The 20785-nt window shown below is 50.2% G+C and carries 17 protein-coding genes; 8 read left to right on the forward strand and 9 right to left on the reverse strand.

Annotation, left to right across the window (positions count from 1 at the left end):
• Nucleotides 1-18: 18 nt before the first annotated feature.
• On the forward strand, nucleotides 19-1476 hold the full coding sequence (locus IG609_RS10470) for a TrkH family potassium uptake protein (RefSeq protein ID WP_102116539.1): 1458 nt from the start codon (nucleotides 19-21) through the stop codon (nucleotides 1474-1476).
• Between the two features lie 255 nt (nucleotides 1477-1731).
• On the opposite strand, the gene IG609_RS10475 is transcribed toward IG609_RS10470, so the two are convergent.
• Together IG609_RS10475 and IG609_RS10480 are read right to left on the reverse strand one after the other, a co-directional pair.
• Nucleotides 1732-2814 (reverse strand): MBL fold metallo-hydrolase, encoded by a 1083-nt coding sequence (locus tag IG609_RS10475; RefSeq protein WP_193399092.1) that lies wholly within the window; start codon nucleotides 2812-2814, stop codon nucleotides 1732-1734.
• Between the two features lie 97 nt (nucleotides 2815-2911).
• Complete coding sequence (locus IG609_RS10480; protein WP_193399091.1) at nucleotides 2912-3805, reverse strand: LysR family transcriptional regulator; 894 nt, start codon at nucleotides 3803-3805, stop codon at nucleotides 2912-2914.
• Nucleotides 3806-4068: 263 nt separating this feature from the next.
• Here IG609_RS10480 and IG609_RS10485 point away from each other — a divergent pair, with 263 nt between their 5' ends.
• Complete coding sequence (locus IG609_RS10485) at nucleotides 4069-4473, forward strand: YybH family protein (protein WP_180786973.1); 405 nt, start codon at nucleotides 4069-4071, stop codon at nucleotides 4471-4473.
• Between the two features lie 133 nt (nucleotides 4474-4606).
• Here the strand turns inward: IG609_RS10485 and IG609_RS10490 are convergent, their stop codons facing one another.
• Together IG609_RS10490 and IG609_RS10495 are read right to left on the reverse strand one after the other, a co-directional pair.
• A complete protein-coding gene (locus IG609_RS10490; RefSeq protein WP_193399575.1) occupies nucleotides 4607-5815 on the reverse strand; it encodes an IS256 family transposase in 1209 nt (402 codons plus the stop codon).
• Nucleotides 5816-5939: 124 nt separating this feature from the next.
• On the reverse strand, nucleotides 5940-6533 hold the full coding sequence (locus IG609_RS10495; RefSeq protein WP_193399465.1) for a hypothetical protein: 594 nt from the start codon (nucleotides 6531-6533) through the stop codon (nucleotides 5940-5942).
• A gap of 499 nt (nucleotides 6534-7032) precedes the next feature.
• On the opposite strand from IG609_RS10495, the gene IG609_RS10500 reads away from it, so the two are divergent.
• The 3 genes from IG609_RS10500 to IG609_RS10510 all read left to right on the forward strand — a co-directional run bounded on the left by IG609_RS10500 (nucleotide 7033) and on the right by IG609_RS10510 (nucleotide 10052).
• Nucleotides 7033-7917 (forward strand): RNA ligase family protein, encoded by an 885-nt coding sequence (locus IG609_RS10500; protein WP_180786972.1) that lies wholly within the window; start codon nucleotides 7033-7035, stop codon nucleotides 7915-7917.
• A 5-nt stretch (nucleotides 7918-7922) separates the two neighbouring features.
• The gene (locus IG609_RS10505) at nucleotides 7923-9068 is read left to right on the forward strand and encodes an AAA family ATPase (RefSeq protein WP_205558075.1); all 1146 of its coding nucleotides are present in this window, start codon (nucleotides 7923-7925) and stop codon (nucleotides 9066-9068) included.
• Between the two features lie 243 nt (nucleotides 9069-9311).
• Nucleotides 9312-10052, forward strand: coding sequence for a hypothetical protein (locus IG609_RS10510; RefSeq protein ID WP_180786970.1), 741 nt, complete (start codon nucleotides 9312-9314; stop codon nucleotides 10050-10052).
• Between the two features lie 353 nt (nucleotides 10053-10405).
• Here the strand turns inward: IG609_RS10510 and zigA are convergent, their stop codons facing one another.
• The gene (gene zigA, locus IG609_RS10515) at nucleotides 10406-11629 is read right to left on the reverse strand and encodes a zinc metallochaperone GTPase ZigA (RefSeq protein ID WP_180786969.1); all 1224 of its coding nucleotides are present in this window, start codon (nucleotides 11627-11629) and stop codon (nucleotides 10406-10408) included.
• 164 nt (nucleotides 11630-11793) lie between these two features.
• Between zigA and zinT the strand changes: the two genes are divergently transcribed.
• Nucleotides 11794-12480 (forward strand): metal-binding protein ZinT, encoded by a 687-nt coding sequence (gene zinT, locus IG609_RS10520; RefSeq protein WP_193399519.1) that lies wholly within the window; start codon nucleotides 11794-11796, stop codon nucleotides 12478-12480.
• Nucleotides 12481-13152: 672 nt separating this feature from the next.
• Here the strand turns inward: zinT and IG609_RS10525 are convergent.
• On the reverse strand, nucleotides 13153-14583 hold the full coding sequence (locus IG609_RS10525; protein WP_039550505.1) for a 6-phospho-beta-glucosidase: 1431 nt from the start codon (nucleotides 14581-14583) through the stop codon (nucleotides 13153-13155).
• Between the two features lie 40 nt (nucleotides 14584-14623).
• Nucleotides 14624-16084, reverse strand: coding sequence for a PTS cellobiose/arbutin/salicin transporter subunit IIBC (gene ascF, locus IG609_RS10530; RefSeq protein ID WP_193399497.1), 1461 nt, complete (start codon nucleotides 16082-16084; stop codon nucleotides 14624-14626).
• A gap of 494 nt (nucleotides 16085-16578) precedes the next feature.
• On the opposite strand from ascF, the gene IG609_RS10535 reads away from it, so the two are divergent.
• The gene (locus IG609_RS10535; protein WP_193399498.1) at nucleotides 16579-17607 is read left to right on the forward strand and encodes a LacI family DNA-binding transcriptional regulator; all 1029 of its coding nucleotides are present in this window, start codon (nucleotides 16579-16581) and stop codon (nucleotides 17605-17607) included.
• A 137-nt stretch (nucleotides 17608-17744) separates the two neighbouring features.
• On the opposite strand, the gene IG609_RS10540 is transcribed toward IG609_RS10535, so the two are convergent.
• On the reverse strand, nucleotides 17745-17930 hold the full coding sequence (locus IG609_RS10540) for a hypothetical protein (RefSeq protein WP_226374161.1): 186 nt from the start codon (nucleotides 17928-17930) through the stop codon (nucleotides 17745-17747).
• A gap of 203 nt (nucleotides 17931-18133) precedes the next feature.
• Complete coding sequence (locus tag IG609_RS10545) at nucleotides 18134-19114, reverse strand: LLM class flavin-dependent oxidoreductase (RefSeq protein ID WP_193399500.1); 981 nt, start codon at nucleotides 19112-19114, stop codon at nucleotides 18134-18136.
• 425 nt (nucleotides 19115-19539) lie between these two features.
• Between IG609_RS10545 and IG609_RS10550 the strand changes: the two genes are divergently transcribed.
• Nucleotides 19540-20736 carry a M20 peptidase aminoacylase family protein gene (locus tag IG609_RS10550; RefSeq protein WP_193399501.1) on the forward strand — a complete coding sequence of 399 codons (1197 nt, stop codon included), beginning with the start codon at nucleotides 19540-19542 and terminating at the stop codon, nucleotides 20734-20736.
• The last annotated feature ends 49 nt before the right edge of the window (nucleotides 20737-20785 follow it).

Consider the following 20785-nt stretch of genomic DNA (forward strand, 5'->3'; position numbering starts at 1 on the left):
TTGAAAAACTATTATTCTATTAATTCATCCCAAATTCGTGTAGTAACACATATCTGTGGTTTTTTAGTTTTTTTATACAGTTTTTCCATGCTGCCACCGATGGTTATTGCATTGCTGAACAAAGAGAAGAGTTTTTTTGTTTTTCTCAGTACGTTCATTACTTTTTTTTCTCTCGGAGGCATCGCCTGGGTTCTGACCCGGCGAGCAGGAATACAACTACGAACCCGAGATGGATTTATCATTATCGTCCTGTTTTGGATATTATTTTCTCTTATTAGCGCCATTCCGATATGGCAGGATGACGCACTGAACTTAAGCTTTGCCGATGCATTATTTGAAGGCGTTTCCGGTATAACCACAACTGGCGCTACCGTTGTAGCTGATGTTAGTTCACTGCCACATGCCTATCTTTATTATCGAGCTCAACTGAATTTTATTGGCGGTTTGGGGGTTATTGTCCTTGCCGTTGCAGTACTCCCTTTATTAGGTATTGGTGGAGCAAAACTTTATCAGTCGGAAATGCCAGGTCCTTTTAAAGAAGAAAAACTGACGCCTCGACTGGCAGATACATCACGCAGTCTCTGGTTAACATATTCACTGCTCGGATTAGCCTGTACTTTTTCTTACATGCTTGCGGGGATGCCTGCTTTTGACGCACTGTGTCATGGTTTATCAACTGTATCACTAGGCGGTTTCTCGACCCAAACGGAAAGTATCGGTTTTTACAACAACCATGCTATTGAATTCGTTGCGGGTTTATTTTCGCTGCTTTCCGCATTTAATTTTACCTTATGGTATATCGCTATCACTAAACGTACCCTGAAACCTTTTCAGCGTAATGCCGAACTTCGTTTCTTTCTGCTGGTGACATGTATTGTTGTTCTCCTCACTACCTGGCAAGTATGGCACGCGGGGATGTATAACATGTTTGATAGTTTCATCCATGCCTTTTTCCTTGCAAGTTCCATGATGACTGATAACGGTCTGGCAACCGCTGATTATGCGAACTGGCCAACTCACACTATTGTGTTTTTGTTATTTATGAGTTTTTTTGGGGGGTGTGTTGGTTCAACATGTGGTGGCATTAAAACATTACGTTTTTTGATTTTGCTGAAGCAAAGTCGGCATGAATTACATCAACTGGCTCATCCACGTGCATTAATGAATATAAAAGTAGGTGGCAGTACGGTGAATGATCGTGTCATGCATTCTGTATGGAGTTTCTTCTTCCTTTATATGCTTTTCACAATCTTTTTCATCTGGGTACTGAATATGATGGGATATGATTTACTCACCTCGTTTGCTACCGTCGCGGCATGCATTAACAATATGGGATTAGGGTTTGGTGAAACAGCCTCAACGTTTGGTACTCTCAAAGATGAGGCTAAATATTTAATGTGTGCAGCGATGATAATGGGACGCTTGGAGATTTACCCTATTTTGATGCTTTTTTCACGTTTCTTCTGGCGCGCATAGCATTATGCCTGCCTGATCACATCGGGCAGGCTTTTATTGATTCAGAGGATCGTTAGCTAGAGTGTGTCCCTTAACCTCCTCACATACCAAAAAGTACTGTAGGTGCCCTTTCCGAAATGTGATTTTTGGTTGAATATTAAGCGTTTCTGGAGCGATTTTTATCGTTTAAAAGCTTTTTTGCACAGTTATTACCCATGCTGAGTTGAACAATAAATAGTTAAGGGACGCAGCATAGATTCGTTGAGATATGCAGCATCACTTCATAGAACTGAAATTCCACCACTGACTAAACGTCTGCTGCGGGTTATCGACCTGAACGCGTTCACCAATACGGGGCGTCATCAGCCGCCAGGCCTGATCTTGGCTAGCCTGCGAAATGCGTTCCAGCGGATCGTTCCAGCGGTGGTGCGCCAGCTTAAATTTGCTGTTATGGCTCGGTAGTACCGCTTTTGCCTGCAAATCACTGGCCGCCTGCGCACTTTCTTCCGGCGTCATGTGAACGTGGGGCCAGTCCCGATCGTATTGTCCGCATTCCAGTATCGCGATATCGAATCCGCCTAGACGCTCAGCGATCGCTTTGTAATGCGCACCATAGCCGCTGTCCCCGCCGAGATACAGACGATGTTGTTCCGTAATCAGCGCAAATGAACCCCACAGCGTTTGATTATGCTTGAGGAGTCGGCCAGAAAAATGCTGTGTCGGTAGCACATGGATGTCGATACCATTCTCTTTCAGACAACTGAACCAGCCGCCTTCCGTAATGTCTTTCTGCGGGAAACCCCATTTTACAAAATAGGACCCCACGCCCGTTGGCGTGACAATGCGGCGGATTTTCCCGCGTAGCGCGTTCAGCGTGGGATAATCCAGATGATCCCAGTGATCGTGGGTGATCAGCAGATAGTCGATGGTGGGAACATCATCCGGTGCATACACATTGCTGCCCTTGAAGGCGACGTTGGTGCGTGGCACCGGCGAAGCGTTGTCGCTAAATACCGGATCCAGAAGGAACGTTTTCCCTTCCAGTTGAATGAAATAGCTGGAATGGCCCATCCAGATGATGACGTTATCCGTTTTACTCAACTGGTGCAGATCGGTTTTTTCCGTCGGCAATGGGGTATCTGGTAACGCGCCAGCGTCTTTCTCAAAAAGAAAGCGATACAGCAGCGTGAATCGGTTCTGGCTATCGACCGTCGGTCGAGCCACTGGGTTATGAAATGCGCCATCGAGAAAGAGTGGGTTTTCCGGCTGGGGCTTGACCTCTGGTGATACATACTGCGGCTGTTTTAACCAGCCGTAAACGGCGACTGCTATCACAGCCAAAACGAGTAACAAAAGCATAGCGTTTATCCAGTGTCGTTTCGTAATGAATATATTTCGTAATGAAGGGGCCGCTTGGAATTCGGAAATTATTTTCCATCGCAGAATATATAACAGATTAGTGGCAATATCGGAGGGTTTCTACGAGTAAAGAGAACGCAGAAGAGTGGTGCCTGCGGTTAGGATAGTAAAGATGATAACCCGGTATGTCCGGTGTGAATTCATCGAGTACCTGGATAAGTTCTCCGTTGTCAATAAATCCCTGCACCTGATCAAGATGGATATATCCCAGACCATGGCCATCAAGTACTGCATTGACCAGTAGCTCAATAGTATTCACGACCAGTTGTCCTTTACCTCTAACTTCTATTTCACGTCCGTCACTCATAAGGCGCCATCCTATTACTGTGCCAGATGTTGGCAGCCGGAAGTTGACGACGTTATGATCGATTAGCTCAGTGGGTACTTTGGGTGCCGGAAATCTTGTCAGATAGGCCGGACTGGCAACGATTGCCATCGGGATATCTGGACCAATTCGCATAGCAATCATCTCCCTGTCGATCTCTCCCCCAAGGCGAATGCCAGCATCAAACTGATTGGCTACAACGTCTACCAGCGCATGATCAACGTTGATCTCAATATGAATATCGGGGTTTTCTGGTAGTAATCTCTCAATGGCGGGCATGAGTATGGTCTTTGCCGCATGTTCCACCGTCGTGAGCCGAATAGTTCCAGAAGGCCGGTCGCGCAGCTCATCGAGAGAGCTAATCACAAGGTCAAGCTCATGAAACATCGGACCTAGCTTCTCAAGCAGGCGTTTCCCAGCCTCTGTTGGCGCGACACTCCGTGTCGTGCGCGCGAGTAATCGTAAACCCAGGCGTTCCTCAACACGGCGAATTATCTGGCTCAGGGCTGATTGCGCCATTCCCAGGCGGAGAGCAGCTTTGGTAAAACTGCGTTCTTCAGCAACAACTACGAACGCTGTCAGATCTGCAATTTCGTCGCGACGCAAAGCTTTCTCCTTACACCATTTATCATTTAAATGATAAGGCTAATTATTTTTATACATCTAGTCTACTTAATCAATACGCATTATGTTAAGCAAATGCATTGTTTTCTGGCCCTGCCGGGTCAAAAACTTATCAAGTATCGTGTCCAGCAAGTTTTAGGTCGCCAACACTAATGGCTGCCAGAATCAGGATTCCGGGAATATGGTTGCCCAGTCTGTCTTATCTGGATACCGAAACCACGCAACACGCTTAGTGAGGAATAATAATGAGTAAGACATTGAATGAAGAACTGGTGAAAATTGAAGCAGTAGCCGTCGCTTATCTGACAGCTTTCAATCGTGCCGACATCCCTGCTGTAATCGAAACATATACTAATGATGGCGTGCTTATGGGACCGGGCAGACCAGCATCAATAGGCAAGGATGAGCTTGAGCTTGCCTATAATAGCGTATTTGAAACAATCGGCTTCAGTATGAAATATGAAATAAAGGAAGTGGAGCAAATCAGCCCAGACTGGGCATTCGTTCGAAGTGCTACCGAGGGAACAGAAACAGACAAAGCGACGGGCATCGTCACTCCAGCGGCTTATCAGGAGTTGTTTCTGCTACATAAGCACGCAGCTGAATCATGGAAGATTGCGCGCTACTGCACTACCAAGATAAGTTCATAGAGTGTGTTCCAGTGCTGAAGCAAGGGAGAACCAGGGGCGTTTTGGTGCAAAAAAAGCGAAGGTGCTCGCCTTCGCTCAGGAATGTTGATGAGAAACCGTGAGCCTGTACACCATTCTGTGTAAATGCCTTTTCTCAGAAGTGACCGTTCAGGCGGTCACCGAACTCAATAATAAAACGGCTCATTGCCATACGCCAGTCCCTCAGCGGCATCGTCCATTTTTGCGATGCCGCCTGGATTGCCAGCCATACTACCTTCTTTACTGAGTCGTCCGTCGGGAACACCTTACGCTTTTTGATGGCATGACGGATCACGCTGTTCAGCGACTCTATGGCGTTGGTGGTGTAGATCACTTTGCGGATGTCTGCCGGGTAAGCGAAGAATGTCGCAAGGTTCACCCAGTTTGCCTCCCAGCTTCGACTTATCTGCGGATATCGACTGTCCCAGGTACCGGCAAACGCATCCAGGGCCTGCTGTGCTGCCTCTTCCGTTGGGGCCTGATAGATCGCTTTCAGGTCTCGAGTGACTGCCTTGTAGTCCTTCCAGGAGACGAACCGCAGGCTGTTACGCACCATATGCACAATGCACAACTGGATCCGTGCCTCTGGATAGACTGCGTTAATCGCATCCGGGAATCCTTTCAGTCCGTCAACACAGGCAATGAGGATATCGTTCAGCCCGCGATTTTTCAGTTCTGTCAGCACGTTAAGCCAGAACTTCGCACCTTCATTTTCGGCCAACCACATCCCCAATAACTCTTTCTGGCCTTCGATATTGATACCCAGTGCCAGGAACACGGATTTATTAATTACGCGACTATCCTGTCGGACTTTCAATACAATACAGTCAAGGTAAACAATAGGATAGACCGCATCCAGTGGCCGATGTTGCCATTCGACTACCTGTTCCATAACGGCATCAGTCACCTTCGATACCAGTGCGGGTGAGACATCGGCGTCATAAAGCTCTTTGAACGCAGCCGCTATTTCACGGGTTGTCATTCCTTTGGCGTATAACGACAGGATCTGGTTATCCATCCCGGTGATCCGGGTCTGGTTTTTCTTCACCAGTTGCGGTTCAAAGGTGGCTTCACGATCGCGGGGAGTACGCAGCTCCAAGGGGCCATCGACAGTGGTTACGGTCTTTGTGGAGTAGCCGTTGCGGGCGTTAGAGCCCGTTTTAGCCTGGTTTTTATCGTAGCCGAGGTGGTGGGACATTTCGGCGTTGAGCGCTGCCTCAACGCTGATTTTCTTGAGCAGCCGATCGAACTGGTTGAGATCTTCAGGAGTTTTGAGATTTTTGGCCAGTTCGTTAGCCAGAGCCTGCAACTGTTTTTCGTCCATAAAGTAACCTGCTTTTGATGTTGGGTTGAACATATCAAAATCAGGCAATTACACAAATTTATGTACAGGCTCGAAACCGTGGCGGTCTGTCACCGCTGACGTTTGCCTGCTACGTCAGTACTGATTACTTTTTAAGCGCCAGCAGCGTTTTTCCCATCCCGATAACAAATTCATTTTGTTGCCCGATGACCTTATTCAGCCCGACTTCATCCTGAATATTATCGACCGTGTTGATCGCCTGTACTTCCAGCACGCGCCCTTTAACCAGCGTCGAACACAGCGAATGCAGAACCTTGTTATTCAGAATCGTTTGTAAGCAGCGAAAAGGCGTCGCACCGTCAATGTTTCCCGCACGCTGGTCGGGCTTAATACGCTGGCGCAGCATCTCTTTTTCGGTACTCGCAATCACTGCATCCAGATCGCTGGGCTTGGAGGCAATCGGAACATTGCCATCTTTATCAGGCGGCAGCATAAACAATGAAACCAGCGCCTTATTGCCTGTCGTAGGGTCAACATACTCGGTCTGCACCATGTGGTTTGCCGCATCGACCACTTTCTCTCGCTGAACCATGTTCAACAGTCGCGCAGGTAATGCCGCGGTGAGATCCTGCGTGGTATAGCCAGCGAACAAATCTGGATCCTTTGTCTCTGCGACACCGTACAGCGGCAGCACCAGTAACAGACCCGCAATCCCTTTCTTTATCACACTGATTTTCATCATATTCCCCTGCTATTCATTGTATGCACTCCCCTATCCCACCACGCGCCATTCTTATCACGCTAACGTCGATAACCTCTGGCCTTTTTACCACGTTTACACGTGACAGCGCATTCTACAACTACAGGAAAGAATAGCATTTTTTATACAAAAACTTGTTGTCGGAGAATTCCTTCGCTAGAATCGCGCCGTTTACTCACCCCCAATGTGTCATTTGGAGCCCTAAAGTGCCCTGTACGTCAGCCCCCCACTAACCGCCGACGACTGCATTAAGCAGCCTCGACTCGGCGCAGTCTGCGCCAGCGTTGGCTGCGGTACGAGTTTCCTGTTTTCCCCGCTATTGTGCGGAGCAGAAAATGAACCTCCCGCTTCCTCCCCCGCGACTCTGACCTCTGGAATGCCAGCGGCCAGCTATTGACTCGCGCCAGAACACGTTCGTCGGCCCTCTTTTTTACCGTAGATGGGCCTGGCTGTGCCAATAACGCAGCAGGCGAAAAACATGTATTTACATTCAATACCATTATTAAAGTATCCACGTACCCCGCATCTGGAAGGTTCGCGTTTACAGTCTGGCGATGATGCGTCGGACCAAATTGCACTGAAAGCGCTGGCAGGCCGTTACGTCGTGATCGAAGAAAAGATCGACGGCGCGAACAGCGGCGTGTCTTTCAATGAAACGGCGGAACTCCTGCTCCAGTCGCGCGGCCACTATCTGGCTGGTGGCTCACGGGAACGGCAGTTCAACTCGTTCAAGTTCTGGGCTACTGCGCACGAAATGCGTTTTCTTGAGCTGCTGGAAGACCGTTTCGTGATGTACGGCGAATGGGCGTACAGCAAGCATTCCGTGTTTTACGACCGGTTGCCGCACTACTTTCACGAATTTGATATTTACGATCGTCGTGAGGGCATTTTTTTATCGACAGCGCGCCGGCACGCGATGCTGGCCGGTTCGCCCGTGTTGTCCGTTCCGGTGCTTTACGCCGGGGAGATGCCAACAAATCCGGCATTGCTGTGGAAGCTGGTGTTCCGTTCGCTGGCGAAAAGCCAGAACTGGAAGACCGCGTTTGAATCCACCGTGCAGCGTGAAGGTTTGCCGCTCGCGCTGTGCTGGCAGCAAACCGATAAATCGGACCGTTCGGAAGGCCTTTATTTAAAAGTTGAAGATGATGAACAGGTACTGGCACGTTACAAGCTGGTACGCCATGACTTCATCCAGACCATTTTGGACAGCGGCTCGCATCATTCCCGGCGCCCGATTTTGCCGAACCAACTGGCTGACGGCGTTGATCTGTACGCGCCCTGTCCAACCGTATCTTGGGAAATGCTGGGGCTGAATACGCTGCGTTCTTTAGACGCGCTCGTCGCCGCGATGCCCGATAAGTAAGGAGTATGATTATCATGGATTGGAATATCATCAGGGGATTGGTCCCCACCTCTGGCGCACAGCCAGATTTTGCTGATTGTCTGGACGCGTTTCCAGTACTTCAACGCGCTAAAGAGACGCCGCAGGAACCGCGCTATCACGGTGAAGGTGATGTCTGGACACACACCATCATGGTGGTCGAGTCGCTCTTGCAGCTTCACGATTACCAGACAGCCACGCGCGAGCAGCAGGAAATTTTGTTTTTTGCCGCGTTGCTGCATGACGTTGCAAAATATCGCACGACAGTGATTGACCCAGTAACGGGTCAGATTGGTCAGCCGGGACACTCGCGCAAAGGTGCTATCGACGCCCGGGTGCTGCTGTGGGATGCAGGCGTTCCGTTTGCGATTCGGGAAGCGATTTGTCGCTTAATTTCGGTGCATCAGGTGCCATTTTACTGCCTTGAGGATGAACGCCGTCGGATGTCGCCGATCTTTACGATTCGCGAACTCTCTTGGCAATTGAGTATTCCGCTGCTGGCAACGCTGGCGGAAGCCGATATGCGCGGGCGCATCTGTCAGGATCAAGCGCGCGTGCTCGACAGTATTGAGCTGTTCCGCGAGCTGGCGCGGGAAGAAGGCTGTTACGGCCAACCGAGATCGTTTGTCGATGCTCACACGCGCTTGAGCTATTTTCGCGGAGCCGATGTGCATCCAGATTATCCACTGTTTCAGGAGCCGGGTTCGAAAGTCACCGTGATGTGCGGTTTGCCCGCATCGGGAAAAGACACCTGGGTGCGGACGCATCGGCACGATTTACCCGCAGTTTCTTTCGACGATGCGCGAACAGAGCTGGGACTGAAACATGGCGAAAATGAAGGGAAAGCGGTGCATTGGGCGACCGACAAAGCGCGTTCACTGCTGCGAACGCATGAACCGTTCGTGTGGAACGCCACACACCTGAGCCAGCAAATGCGCACCCGCACGTTGGATCTGTGCTACGCCTACGGCGCAGAAGTGGAGATTGTCTATCTGGAGCGCCCGCGTCAGGAATTACTGCGCCGCAACGGGAAACGGGACACCACACTGAGCAATAAAACGCTGCAAGGTATGCTGACAAAATGGGAGCTTCCCGCACCGACGGAAGCACATGTTGTTCGCTATGAACCTTAATGCAGCCACAGCGCGGTAAACGAAGCATCGTATGCGGTAACACCGCGTCTTTCTGCACTAAGATACTGTTTTTCATAGATCAATTTATCGTCCTCGAAACGCACGGGGACGATAAATTGTACGTAGGGACAGTGGCGTTGGTAAACCGGAAGTATTTTCTGCATAGTTATCTTCATATACCCGACTGATCTCATGTGAATAATATATATTTGAAGTATTTTTCATTTCGGAGTGGAACAAAGCATGGAAGCACTAATAAACGCGTATAAGCAAATACTACAGGGACTTAACGCCCAGTCATTTAACCTAGAAGAGGATAAATACTCAGGTGTCTTCTTACCTGTCCCGTTTGATGAATACTGGCATTCCCCGGTAAAAATCATGCTGGTTGGCCGTGAAACATCTGGCTGGAATACGCTGAATGGGAAGAATAGGATGTCTCGGGTGCTGGGCCTTATACCTGATATCAGCATAGAGCAGGTGGTTGAAGAGGCTTTCGAACGTTACAAGCAGCATCTACCAACTAAAAAAGATGGAACACTAAACCTCAAATCACGTAGCCGATTCACACAATATTATTTCCGGTTGGCTCATGAGTTGAATATCCCTCCTCAGGCTATCGTATATGCCAATCTACTGGCGTGGGATTATGATCGCCTGACACCACTCATTCGCCCTGAAAGTGAAGTTCAGGAAGTGATATCTGCCTCAGTGAAATTGTTGGATGCACAAATTAAACACCTTGAGCCCGATTTCATTATCTTTGCATCCGGAGCCCGGAGAACAGACTACATCATCAAGCAGGTGCTTACTGAGCTAGGCGGCTATGAGACTTCTTCCGTCATTCCGGGGAAGCTATGGGAGTTTAAAGTAGGTAATGCAATCTGTTTCAGAATAGCCCATCCAAGGGCTATGCGTGGACACCAGAAGTACAGATATGAGGTGATTGCACGAATTAAGCAACTTTGCACTGATGGCGACTAGTGTATTACAGATTACTCAGTAGGCATTCTGAACTTGCCTTCCCGGAGAAGTACCGGAAATCGGGCGAAACGGCCAAGTTCTCTATGTTAGAGGTGACACGTTCGATTCGACATTGCCAGGCTGGAGATTGCACTTCATTGCGCCCCGTGAGCACAGGATATGCACAGGGCGTGAATTACAGGCACAAAAAAACCACCCGGAGGTGGTTTCACGATACTGCTTATTACTTTAATTATTCTTGTCTTTCCCATGATAGCCGGAGTGAGATTTGAATTCACACAGCACGAACGCCGAGGGATTTTAAATCTTTCCACCACCTGAAAAATCAGGCCTTTTCCAAATTCCCCATACGTTTATGACGCAAACCAGGGATCTATTGGATCAGGATAAGATACCCACATCGCCAGACCTTCGGTCATTTCTTTGTCCGTCAGCAGTGCAGCATCCAGGCGGGCTCGCAGCGCCTGTTCATCCATATCGATACCGATAAACACCAGTTCCTGCCGCGCATCGCCCACGCCATCCACCCAAATGGAACGAATGTAATCCAGCGATTCGTTATCTGTTGGCCATCTTTCTTTCGGCGCACTGACCCACCATGAACCAGCCAGTCCTTGACGCGCTACGCCACCTGCCTGAGACCACGATCCGGCATATTCCGGGCGACTTGCTAACCAAAAATAGCCTTTAGATCTGACAACCCCGGTGAGCGAATTTTCCATGACCTGCGCGAAACGGGCAGGATGAAACGGCCGACGCGCGCGGAAAACAAAACTGGTGATGCCATATTCCTCAGTTTCAGGCGTATGCTCGCCGCGTAGCTCTTTCAACCATCCGGGAGCCTGCGCCGCTTTGTCGAAATCAAACAGTCCCGTGTCGAGCACCTCGTTCAGCGGCACAGCGCCAAATTGTGCATGAAGTATTTTTGCTCCCGGATTCAGTGAACGAATAATCGCGACCAGCTTCTGCTGTTGCGCCGTATCAATCAGGTCGGTTTTGTTGAGGATAATGACATTGCAGAACTCGATCTGGTCGATCAGCAAATCCACAACGCTGCGCTCGTCACCCTCTCCTAACGATTCTCCGCGTGAATGGATGCTGTCCACCGACGTGTAATCTTTTAAGAAGTTATATCCGTCGACAACGGTCACCATCGTATCCAGCCGAGCCACTTCAGAGAGGCTTTCCCCATCGTCACCCGCAAACGTGAATGTCTCCGCGACCGGAAGCGGTTCCGCAATACCGGTTGATTCAATGACCAACTGATCAAAACGCCCTTCTTTCGCCAGCCGATTAACCTCGATCAGGAGATCTTCACGCAGCGTGCAACAGATACAGCCGTTACTCATTTCAACCAGCTTTTCGTCCGTCCGTGAAAGCTCAGCGCCGCCCGCCCTCACCAGCGCAGCATCAATATTCACTTCTGACATATCGTTAACGATCACCGCGACGCGGCGGCCAGCACGATTATTCAGAATATGGTTAAGTAACGTGGTCTTTCCCGCGCCGAGAAAGCCGGATAGTACGGTCACAGGTAGTCTTGCATCTGCTTTCTGTCGAGCTACAACGTCAGCCATATTTCACACTCTCTAATGATTTGCATTGTTACTTTTCTGCTTCGGAATGATTCATCACCACGAATGTTTCGCTTTTAAACACGCATTGCGATAATCTTTTTATGCGTTATTTGTTATGTTATAACATAACAAATCAATCATGGAAAATCATTGAGGGTTTGATTTTGTCTAATAATATTAAGAAACTTGTACTCGCCTTGGGGGCACTCTTCGTAACCGGTCAGGTCGCCGCGCATGGCGATCATTCGCATAACCATTCTCATGGCCATACTCACGCTCATTCACATGGTGCGCCCATGAGCGACATTGAAAAGAAAGCATCCAATGGCGTTTTCAACGACAGCGATGTAAAAGACAGAGCGCTTACCGACTGGGAAGGAATGTGGCAATCGGTCTACCCGATTATGCTATCGGGTGAGATGGATCCCGTGTTCAAAAAGAAAGCTGAAAGCGATAAAAGTAAAACATTTGAACAGGTTAAAGATTATTACCGCAAAGGTTACGCCACCAATGTTTCAGAAATAAAAATCGACAATGGCGTAATGACGTTCTACAAAGATGGCGAAGTGACCTCATGCCATTACGACTATTCTGGGCATAAGATCCTGACCTATGTATCGGGTAAAAAAGGCGTTCGTTATCTGTTTGAATGTAAAGATGCCCAGTCAAAAGCACCGAAATACGTTCAGTTCAGCGATCACACCATTGCGCCGCGTAAATCCGTCCATTTCCATATTTTTATGGGAAATACGTCGCAAGAAGAGATTCTCAAAGAAATGGACAACTGGCCAACGTATTACCCCTATCAGCTCACTAGCGATCAGGTTGTTGATGAGCTGCTGCATCATTAACAGACGTTGAATCCCTTATCAGAAGGCATGGTCCGTTTTCAGGCTATGCCTTCTGACCCGACGCCAGAATGTGACATCACGTTCAGTGATTCATGTCTAATTGCAGTACCCTTTCGCTGATATGCCATCAATTGACAGAAACACAACCCCCATCGCACCAGCGTTTCTTTCTCTAACTGTTCGAACTTTATCTAACTGGGCAATCGAGCTACTTGGTGAGAATGTTAAGATAGGCGCAACTAGCGTTTGCCGTAGACAGAGATTAATGCGGTTTATTGTGAAAGCTAAGCCATTACTTAAGGAGCGAAAAATGGCACGTGGTTCAGTAAGTAAAAATTATCAAGTCGTCTCACCATTGCTTTCATCACACGATATCACGTGTCTTTTACAGCCCGTGGCGCAGTGTATTTCGGATGAATATCCTTGGGTAAGCAATGATGAAGCCGTTTGTGGGCCGTCGCGCTCCGACGTGGAGAGCCACTCTTGCACTGCCAGATAACGCGAATCCGGCGACCACAGCATGTCCTTGCCGAAAACACGATCGTCCAGTGCTTTCCCGTCGATGGAGAGCGAAAAATAAGGTTCATCGCGGATTAGCGTGAACCAAAAAATAGCCCCCAGACCTCTCCGTCAGGGGGCTATAGCAGAAATCGCTGAGTAACCTTATTACCTTTAGCTCAGGTCAGCACCGTTGCTGGCAATCACCTTCTTATACCAGTAGAACGATTTCTTTTTCTTTCTGGCTAATGTGCCTTCACCTTGGTCATCGCGATCGACATAGATGAAACCGTAGCGTTTGCTCATTTCGCCGGTGGAGGCAGAGACCAAATCGATACAGCCCCATGAGGTATAGCCGATGACCGGAATACCGTCACCAATAGCGTCCGCCATCGCGCTGATGTGCTCGCGCAGGTAGCTGATGCGATAGTCATCATCAATCTCGCCCTGTGCGTTAATCTCGTCCTTCGCACCTAGCCCATTCTCGACCAGAAATAGCGGTTTCTGATAGCGGTCATACATCATATTCATGGTGATGCGCAGGCCCAGCGGGTCGATTCCCCAACCCCATTCACTCGCCTTGATGTGTGGGTTCTTTAACGATTTAACGATGTTCGCTGCGCTGCTATTGTGCTCGTTCATATCTGCCGAGGCGCAACGAGAGGCGTAATAGCTGAAGGACACAAAGTCTACCGTGTTCTTGAGAATCTCATCATCGCCCGGCTCAGAGGCAATCGTGATGCCCTTCTCTTTAAACAGACGGCCGGTATACGCCGGATAGGTGCCGCGTGCCTGCACGTCGATAAAGAACAGGTTTTCCCGATCTTTATTCAGCGCCGCCCAGACATCTTCCGGTTTGCACGACCACGGATAGAAATTACCACCGGCCAGCATACAGCCGACCTGATTTTCCGGGTTAACTTCATGCGCAATCTTCGTCGCCAGCGCGCTCGCCACCAGTTCATGGTGCGCGGCCTGATATTTCACCTGCTCCTGGTTTTCCCCTTCGGCAAAAACCAGCCCCGCGCCGGAAAACGGGCTATGCAGCAAGATATTGATTTCATTGAACGTCAGCCAGTATTTCACCAGCCCGTCAAAGGCTTCAAAACAGGTACGAGCATAACGTGCGAAGAACTCCACCATTTTCCGGTTACGCCATGAACCGTACTCGGTGACCAGATGCATCGGCACATCGAAATGGCACAGCGTCACCAGCGGCTCGATGTTGTACTTCTTGCACTCGGCAAACACATCACGATAAAAAGCGATGCCGTCTGCGTTGGGCGTTAGCTCATCGCCGTTCGGATAGAGTCGACTCCAGGCGATGGAGGTACGGAACACCGTGAACCCCATTTCCGCCATCAGCGCGATATCTTCTTTATAGCGATGATAGAAATCGATCGCCTGATGGCTGGGATAAAACTCATCCTCGCGCAGCGCGAAACGCGGTTCCTGTCCCAGTTTGACCGGCAGACGATTCACGCCGTGGGGAATCATATCTACCGTCGTCAGCCCTTTACCGCCTTCAAGGTACGCGCCTTCTGCCTGATTGGCCGCAATCGCGCCCCCCCATAAGAACCCATTGGGAAATGTTGATGCAGACATACGCTCTTCTCCTTCGTACTTCAGCTAATTAGTGCTTAATTTAATTCGTGTTCACTGCGTGCTGCGGCGCGGAAACCTCATCGCCCTGTACGCGTTTCTCTTCCGGTTTTTCTTCAACTGGGATGTCTTCAAAACCCAGCAGCAAGGTGACGAAGAAGGAAATCACGACGGACAGAAGCATGACACCGAATACCCAGGCAATGCTCATCGGGTTGGTCGGATCGAAGAACTGCACGCTGGTAAACAGCCCCGGCGACGCCATTGAATGGCTTGCCAGCCCACCGATACCCGCAACGGCACCACAGATAAAACCAGTAATTAAACAGGCGATCAGCGGACGTTTCAGACGCAAAGCCACACCGTACAGCGCCGGTTCAGAGATCCCGGCAACAATGGCCGAGGCCGCCGCCGCCAGCGCCGTCTGGCGCAGTTCCGGGTTTTTGGTGCGCCAGGCAACCGCCAGTGAAGAGCCACCCAGCGATAGGTTTGCACCGATTTCAGACGGCATCACCATGCCTTCTTTGCCCGTCTCGGCGATGGTTTGAATGATAGTCGGAGTAAACACGCGGTGCATACCAGTCATCACCAGCAGCGGCCAGATTGCGCCCATGATGGCAACGGACAGCCAGCCTAAATAGTCATGTACTGTGTAGACGACAGCAGAAATACCGCTACCGATCCAGATTCCAATCGGGCCAATAAGCATGATGGCAATCGGAGAAGCAATCAGCACGATTAACATCGGCTTCAGGAAGTTTTTGGTCACCGCTGGCGTAATGCGGTCTACCCATTTTTCAATGTAAGACAGAATCCAGGTCATACACAGCGCCGGAATCACGGTGTAGGTATACTTCACCGCGGTGACGGTCAGCCCCATAAACACCACCTGCTGACCCTGCGCCGCTTTTGCCATCAGATCGATAAACGTCGGATGCACCAGCACCCCAGCGATAGCAATCGCCAGCGACATATTGGTTTTGAATTTTACCGCCGCGGACGCCGCCACCATGATCGGCAGGAAGAAGAACGCGCCGTCACCAATCACGTTCAGAATCGTTATCGTCGAGGCGCCCTTCTCAAACAGCCCGGTCATGTCGAGGATCATGGCAAGCAGTTTCACCATCGAGCCGCCGATAATCGCTGGAATGAGCGGTGACATCGTGCCAATCAGCGCATCCAGAATCCCCGCGCCGATGCGTCGCAGCGTAATTTTATTGTTCACCGGTACGGCTTTTTCAGCGCCAGCACCTTTTGGCAGCAGTTTCACTACTTCGGCGTAGGCCTGAGAAACGGTGTTGCCGATGATGACCTGACACTGGTTATCATTTTTCACGACGCCCAACACACCGCTTATCGCCTTCAATTCGGCCACATTCACCGCATCATTATCTTTCAGCACAAAGCGCAGACGGGTCATACAGTGCGTCACGGCGGCGATGTTATCAGCCCCACCGATGGCATCGACGATCGAACGGGATACAGCCGCATAATTCTTTGACATGGATAGACAATCTCTCGTAATCGCGCGCGCTACACCCAATTCAACACACCGTTCAACACGTCCAAAACGGGAATATCACTTGATGCGCGCACATTTATTATTCAATTTCATACAGTTATGAAAGTATTCATGCCGGTATCCCTGCTCCATGCAACGTGATGAAACGCCGATGGGTAACCGGTTCCACATGATATTGTTTATATATGAATGCAATTTCAATAATTTTGTTATGAATATTTTTCTTATGTGATCGAGATCGTCATGAATAGCGTGTTACCCCCCTCGATCGCTTCGGTTCTGCACTCATCACCCTGCTACTGGTCCATATCCTAAATAATTCGAGTTTCAGGCAGGCGGCAAGCGAAGGCATCCCGATGAGCTTACTCAAGTAAGTGATTCGGGTGACTAAGCGCAGCCAACGCACATGCAACTTGAAGTATGACGGATATAAAGTGTGTAAAATGACGGGAGTACTCAACGTCTCAGGATGTCCCATGTCGACAATGCAGGAAGTGGCGAAGAAAGCAGGCGTATCAAAAGCGACGGTGTCGCGCGTGCTATCGGGCAAAGGCTATACCAGTGAAGAAACCAAAACGCTGGTCTATCAGGCTATTGAGGAGACGGGATATCGGCCCAATTTACTGGCACGGAATCTGGCGACCAGCAAATCCGCCTGTATTGGATTGGTGGTAACCAACACGCTCTATAACGGCAGCTATTTTAACGAGCTGCTGTCACAGGCCGCCAAGAAATTGGAAGACAACGGGCGCCAGCTAATTCTGGTCGATGGCAAACACAGCGCCGATGAAGAGCGCGCCGCGATTCAATTCCTGTTGGGGTTACGCTGTGATGCGATCATCATCTATCCCCGTTTTCTCACCGTGGATGAAATGGACGACATCATCGAGAAGCACAAACAGCCGATCATGGTGGTTAACCGTAAACTGCGGAAACATCAGAGCCACTGCATCTGTTGCGATCACAAGGGTTCCAGCTATAACGCCACGCAACATCTGATCGCGCGCGGCCACAGAGATATCGCTTTTATCACCGGTTCGCTGGATTCGCCGACCGCTATCGAACGCCTTTCCGGCTATAAAGACGCCCTGACGGCGGCCAATATCGCGGTGCGGGATGAACTGATTGTGAAAGGAAAATGGACGCCGCGCAGCGGATCGCTCGCCATTAACGCTCTGCGCGATAACCGAGTATCGTTCAGCGCCGTTCTCGCCAGCAATGACGATATGGCGATTGGCGCGATGAAAGCGTTGGATGACGCCGGCGTTGCTGTACCGCACGACGTTTCTGTCGTCGGGTTCGACGATATTCCCACCGCCCCATTTTTGAAGCCGTCGCTCTCCAGCGTCAAAGATCCGGTGAGCGATATGATCAATGAAGTAATTAACCGCCTGATCGCGATGCTGGACGGCGGCTATTTATCGAAAGACAATCTGTTCTTGTCGGAGCTACAGGTCAGAGATTCTATTCAGAACGGGCCGTACACGCTAAAAATACGCGATTAACCCCGCAATACCTAGCATATGACTACTGTAGAAGATGCTTTTTGAAGAAGCGTTAATGCAAAAAAAGAAGGCAACCTACGCACCGAAACGATCGTTTACAGCACGCGATTGCCCATTTTTATCCGTCTGATACCATCTTAAACGTAAACGTTAAGCTGGTTATTTTCCGTTGGCCGATTCACCCCATCGGCTATCGGTGGCTTAAAGACCGACGCGCTATTCTCGTACGTCGTCCGAGTTCGGGTAGACGTGCCCTGATTAGGGTAACCAGACAGTTGCGACGAGCGAGAAATGCCCTGAACATGATCAGATTTGTCAGGCATCGAGCTATATGACACTGGATAAACTAGGTTGAGACCCATCATTTTTCTTCCCCCCTATTTCATCTTCTCTGCCAGTAAAACTTATCTTGCTTATTACTGAGTATAGAACAGTCAAACAGGGGGAATATGTAAGGTTTTGTCTGAAAAAACACCGCTGGTGCTACCGTATCAGTATCTATCATAGCGCGTCATCGCTCACGTTTTCAGCGCTGCGCCAGCAGCCGAATCGACGCCTCACGCTCGCGGGGGGATGTCACGGGCGTATGGATGATGAACTCATCCACGCCAAAACGCTGATGGTAACTTTCCAGACGCTGATGAATGTGCTCTGGCGTACCGTAAAGCACATTGCGCGGCTCCTTCACAATACGGAAATCCGTCGCGCCCGCTTGCCGAACGAAGTTATCAGCCTGTTCCTGACTGCCTACCGTCAGCGGCGGTTTGTTCTCAATGTAAACTTTATAGTTATGCTGCGTGCTGGCCAGCGCCTCCGCATCCTCATGGCGCTTGGCGGCAATCACCGACAGCGACAGCAGCGTCTGGGCGTTGGCGGGTTTCAACTCCCGATAACTCAAGAGAGATTCCGTCAGCAGCGTTTCACTGGCATTGATGAAACCGGCGAAGACAAAACTCCAGCCCAGCGAGGCAGCTAACCGCGCACTCTCCTGACTGGCACCCAACAGAAAGCGCTGCGGCGTATGTTCAGGTAATGGCGTCGCATTCAAGCGCTCGCCCGTCTCGTCATGACTGTCGAGAAAGCGGTTTAGCTGATGTAGTTTCTCCGTAAAGGCAACCCGCTGCGTCTCACCGATCTCCTGCTGTAACGCCCGCGTCGCCAGCGGCAGTCCGCCTGGCGCTTTGCCGATCCCCAAATCCACACGCCCGCCCGCCAGAGCGCTGATCACATGAAAATTCTCCGCGACCTTATACGGGCTGTAGTGCTGTAACATCACACCGCCGGAGCCAATGCGCAGCGTTGTCGTGTGTGCCAACAACCAGGTGATCAAGACCTCGGGAGACGATCCCGCCAATTCATCGGTATTATGATGTTCGGAAACCCAAAAGCGGTAATAGCCAAGCGCTTCTGCCACTTTCGCCAGCGCCACGGTTTGCGCCAACGCCTGCGCCGCACTCATTCCTTCGGCGATCGGACTTTGATCTAATAAACTGAGCATATATCCCACGATGTTTCCTCATTTTCAGCGACTATCCGTTAACGCTATTTATTTCAAGGCTATGCATGTAACAACCCGTCATTTCAAAACGCTGTTCAAATAAATGGGGCAATAAAAATCAGCCAGTGCAAAAGCAGAATAAGAAGAATGTTGCATAATAGTGTGAAATATAAATATCAATAATAGATTTTATTAGCAGATATTTTAATAAAGACGAAATTAACACCACGAGATAATATAAATGATATCACTACGTCATTCGCGTCCCTTGCTGGCGACATCACGGCTAGCCCAGTAACGTAAAGGTAACAATACGGGACGTTTGAAATATGACGGGATAAAAAGGCATGAAATATAACCAGACGGTATTTATCCGTAGAGTGGCTATCGGCTACCTTTATCGTGTTTACGTTTTGTTAAGGAGGTGTATTGATATGGCTGAATCTATCCCCTGTTGTGATACGTCATTCGAGCAGCAGTTAATTAACTGGCGACGGCACTTGCATCAGTACCCAGAACTGTCCAATCACGAACACCAAACCACCGCGCACATTACCCGCTGGCTACAAGAGAAAGACATCCGCCTATTGCCCCTTGCCTTAACCACGGGCATCGTTGCCGAGATCGGTCACGGCAGCGGTCCAACGATTGCGCTGCGGGCCGATATTGATGCGCTGCCGATTGAAGAGTTAGTCGATGTGCCATTTCGCTCTCAGCACGCTGGCGTCATGCATGCCTGCGGTCACGATTTCCACACTGCCGTGATGCTGGGTGCAGCCTGTTTGTTGAAAAAACGCGAATCTGTCTTACCGGGTAAAATCAGGTTGTTTTTCCAACCCGCAGAAGAAGTTTCTACCGGCGCTAAACAGCTCATCCGCGCCGGCGCACTCGCCGATGTTGCCGCCGTTTTCGGCCTGCACAACGCCCCTGAGCTTCCCGCTGGCACCTTCGCGACACGCAGCGGCCCGTTTTATGCCAACGTGGATCGCTTCGCTATTCACATTACGGGCAAAGGTGCACACGCGGCCAAACCCGAACAGGGCATCGACAGCATCGTCACCGCCTGCAATATCGTCAATGCGCTGCAAACCTTGCCCAGCCGCAGCTTCAGTTCGCTGGAGTCGCTGGTCATCAGCGTCACGCGCATTCAAGGCGGCAACACCTGGAACGTCCTGCCGCAAACGGTAGAATTGGAAGGCACGGTACGCACCTACAATGCCGCGATTCGCGCGGAAATCCCGGAGCGAATAGAGCAACTGATCGGCGGCATTGCCCTTGCGCTGGGCGCAAAAGCGGAGCTGAAATGGTATCCCGGCCCGCCTGCGGTTGTGAACACCAGCGAATGGGCGGATTTCAGCAAGCAAATTGCCAGAGATGCAGGCTATCAGGTAGAAAACGCCGAACTGCAAATGAGCGGCGAGGACTTCGCGCTGTATCTTCAGGACGTGCCAGGCACGTTCGTCAGCATTGGCTCAAACAGCGAATTTGGCTTGCATCACCCTCAGTTCAATCCGGATGAAAGCGCGATTGCGCCCGCCTCACGCTATTTCGCTCAATTGGCGGAAGCCGCACTGCATCGCCTGCACACCACGAAAGTTACCCCACCACGGGTGGTAATGCCGATCGTTTGACGAGCGAGATACCCGGAGCAACCACGGGGTGAGGCATCCCTGCGGGAAC

The organism is Pectobacterium quasiaquaticum, assembly GCF_014946775.2.
GTDB lineage: Bacteria > Pseudomonadota > Gammaproteobacteria > Enterobacterales > Enterobacteriaceae > Pectobacterium > Pectobacterium aquaticum.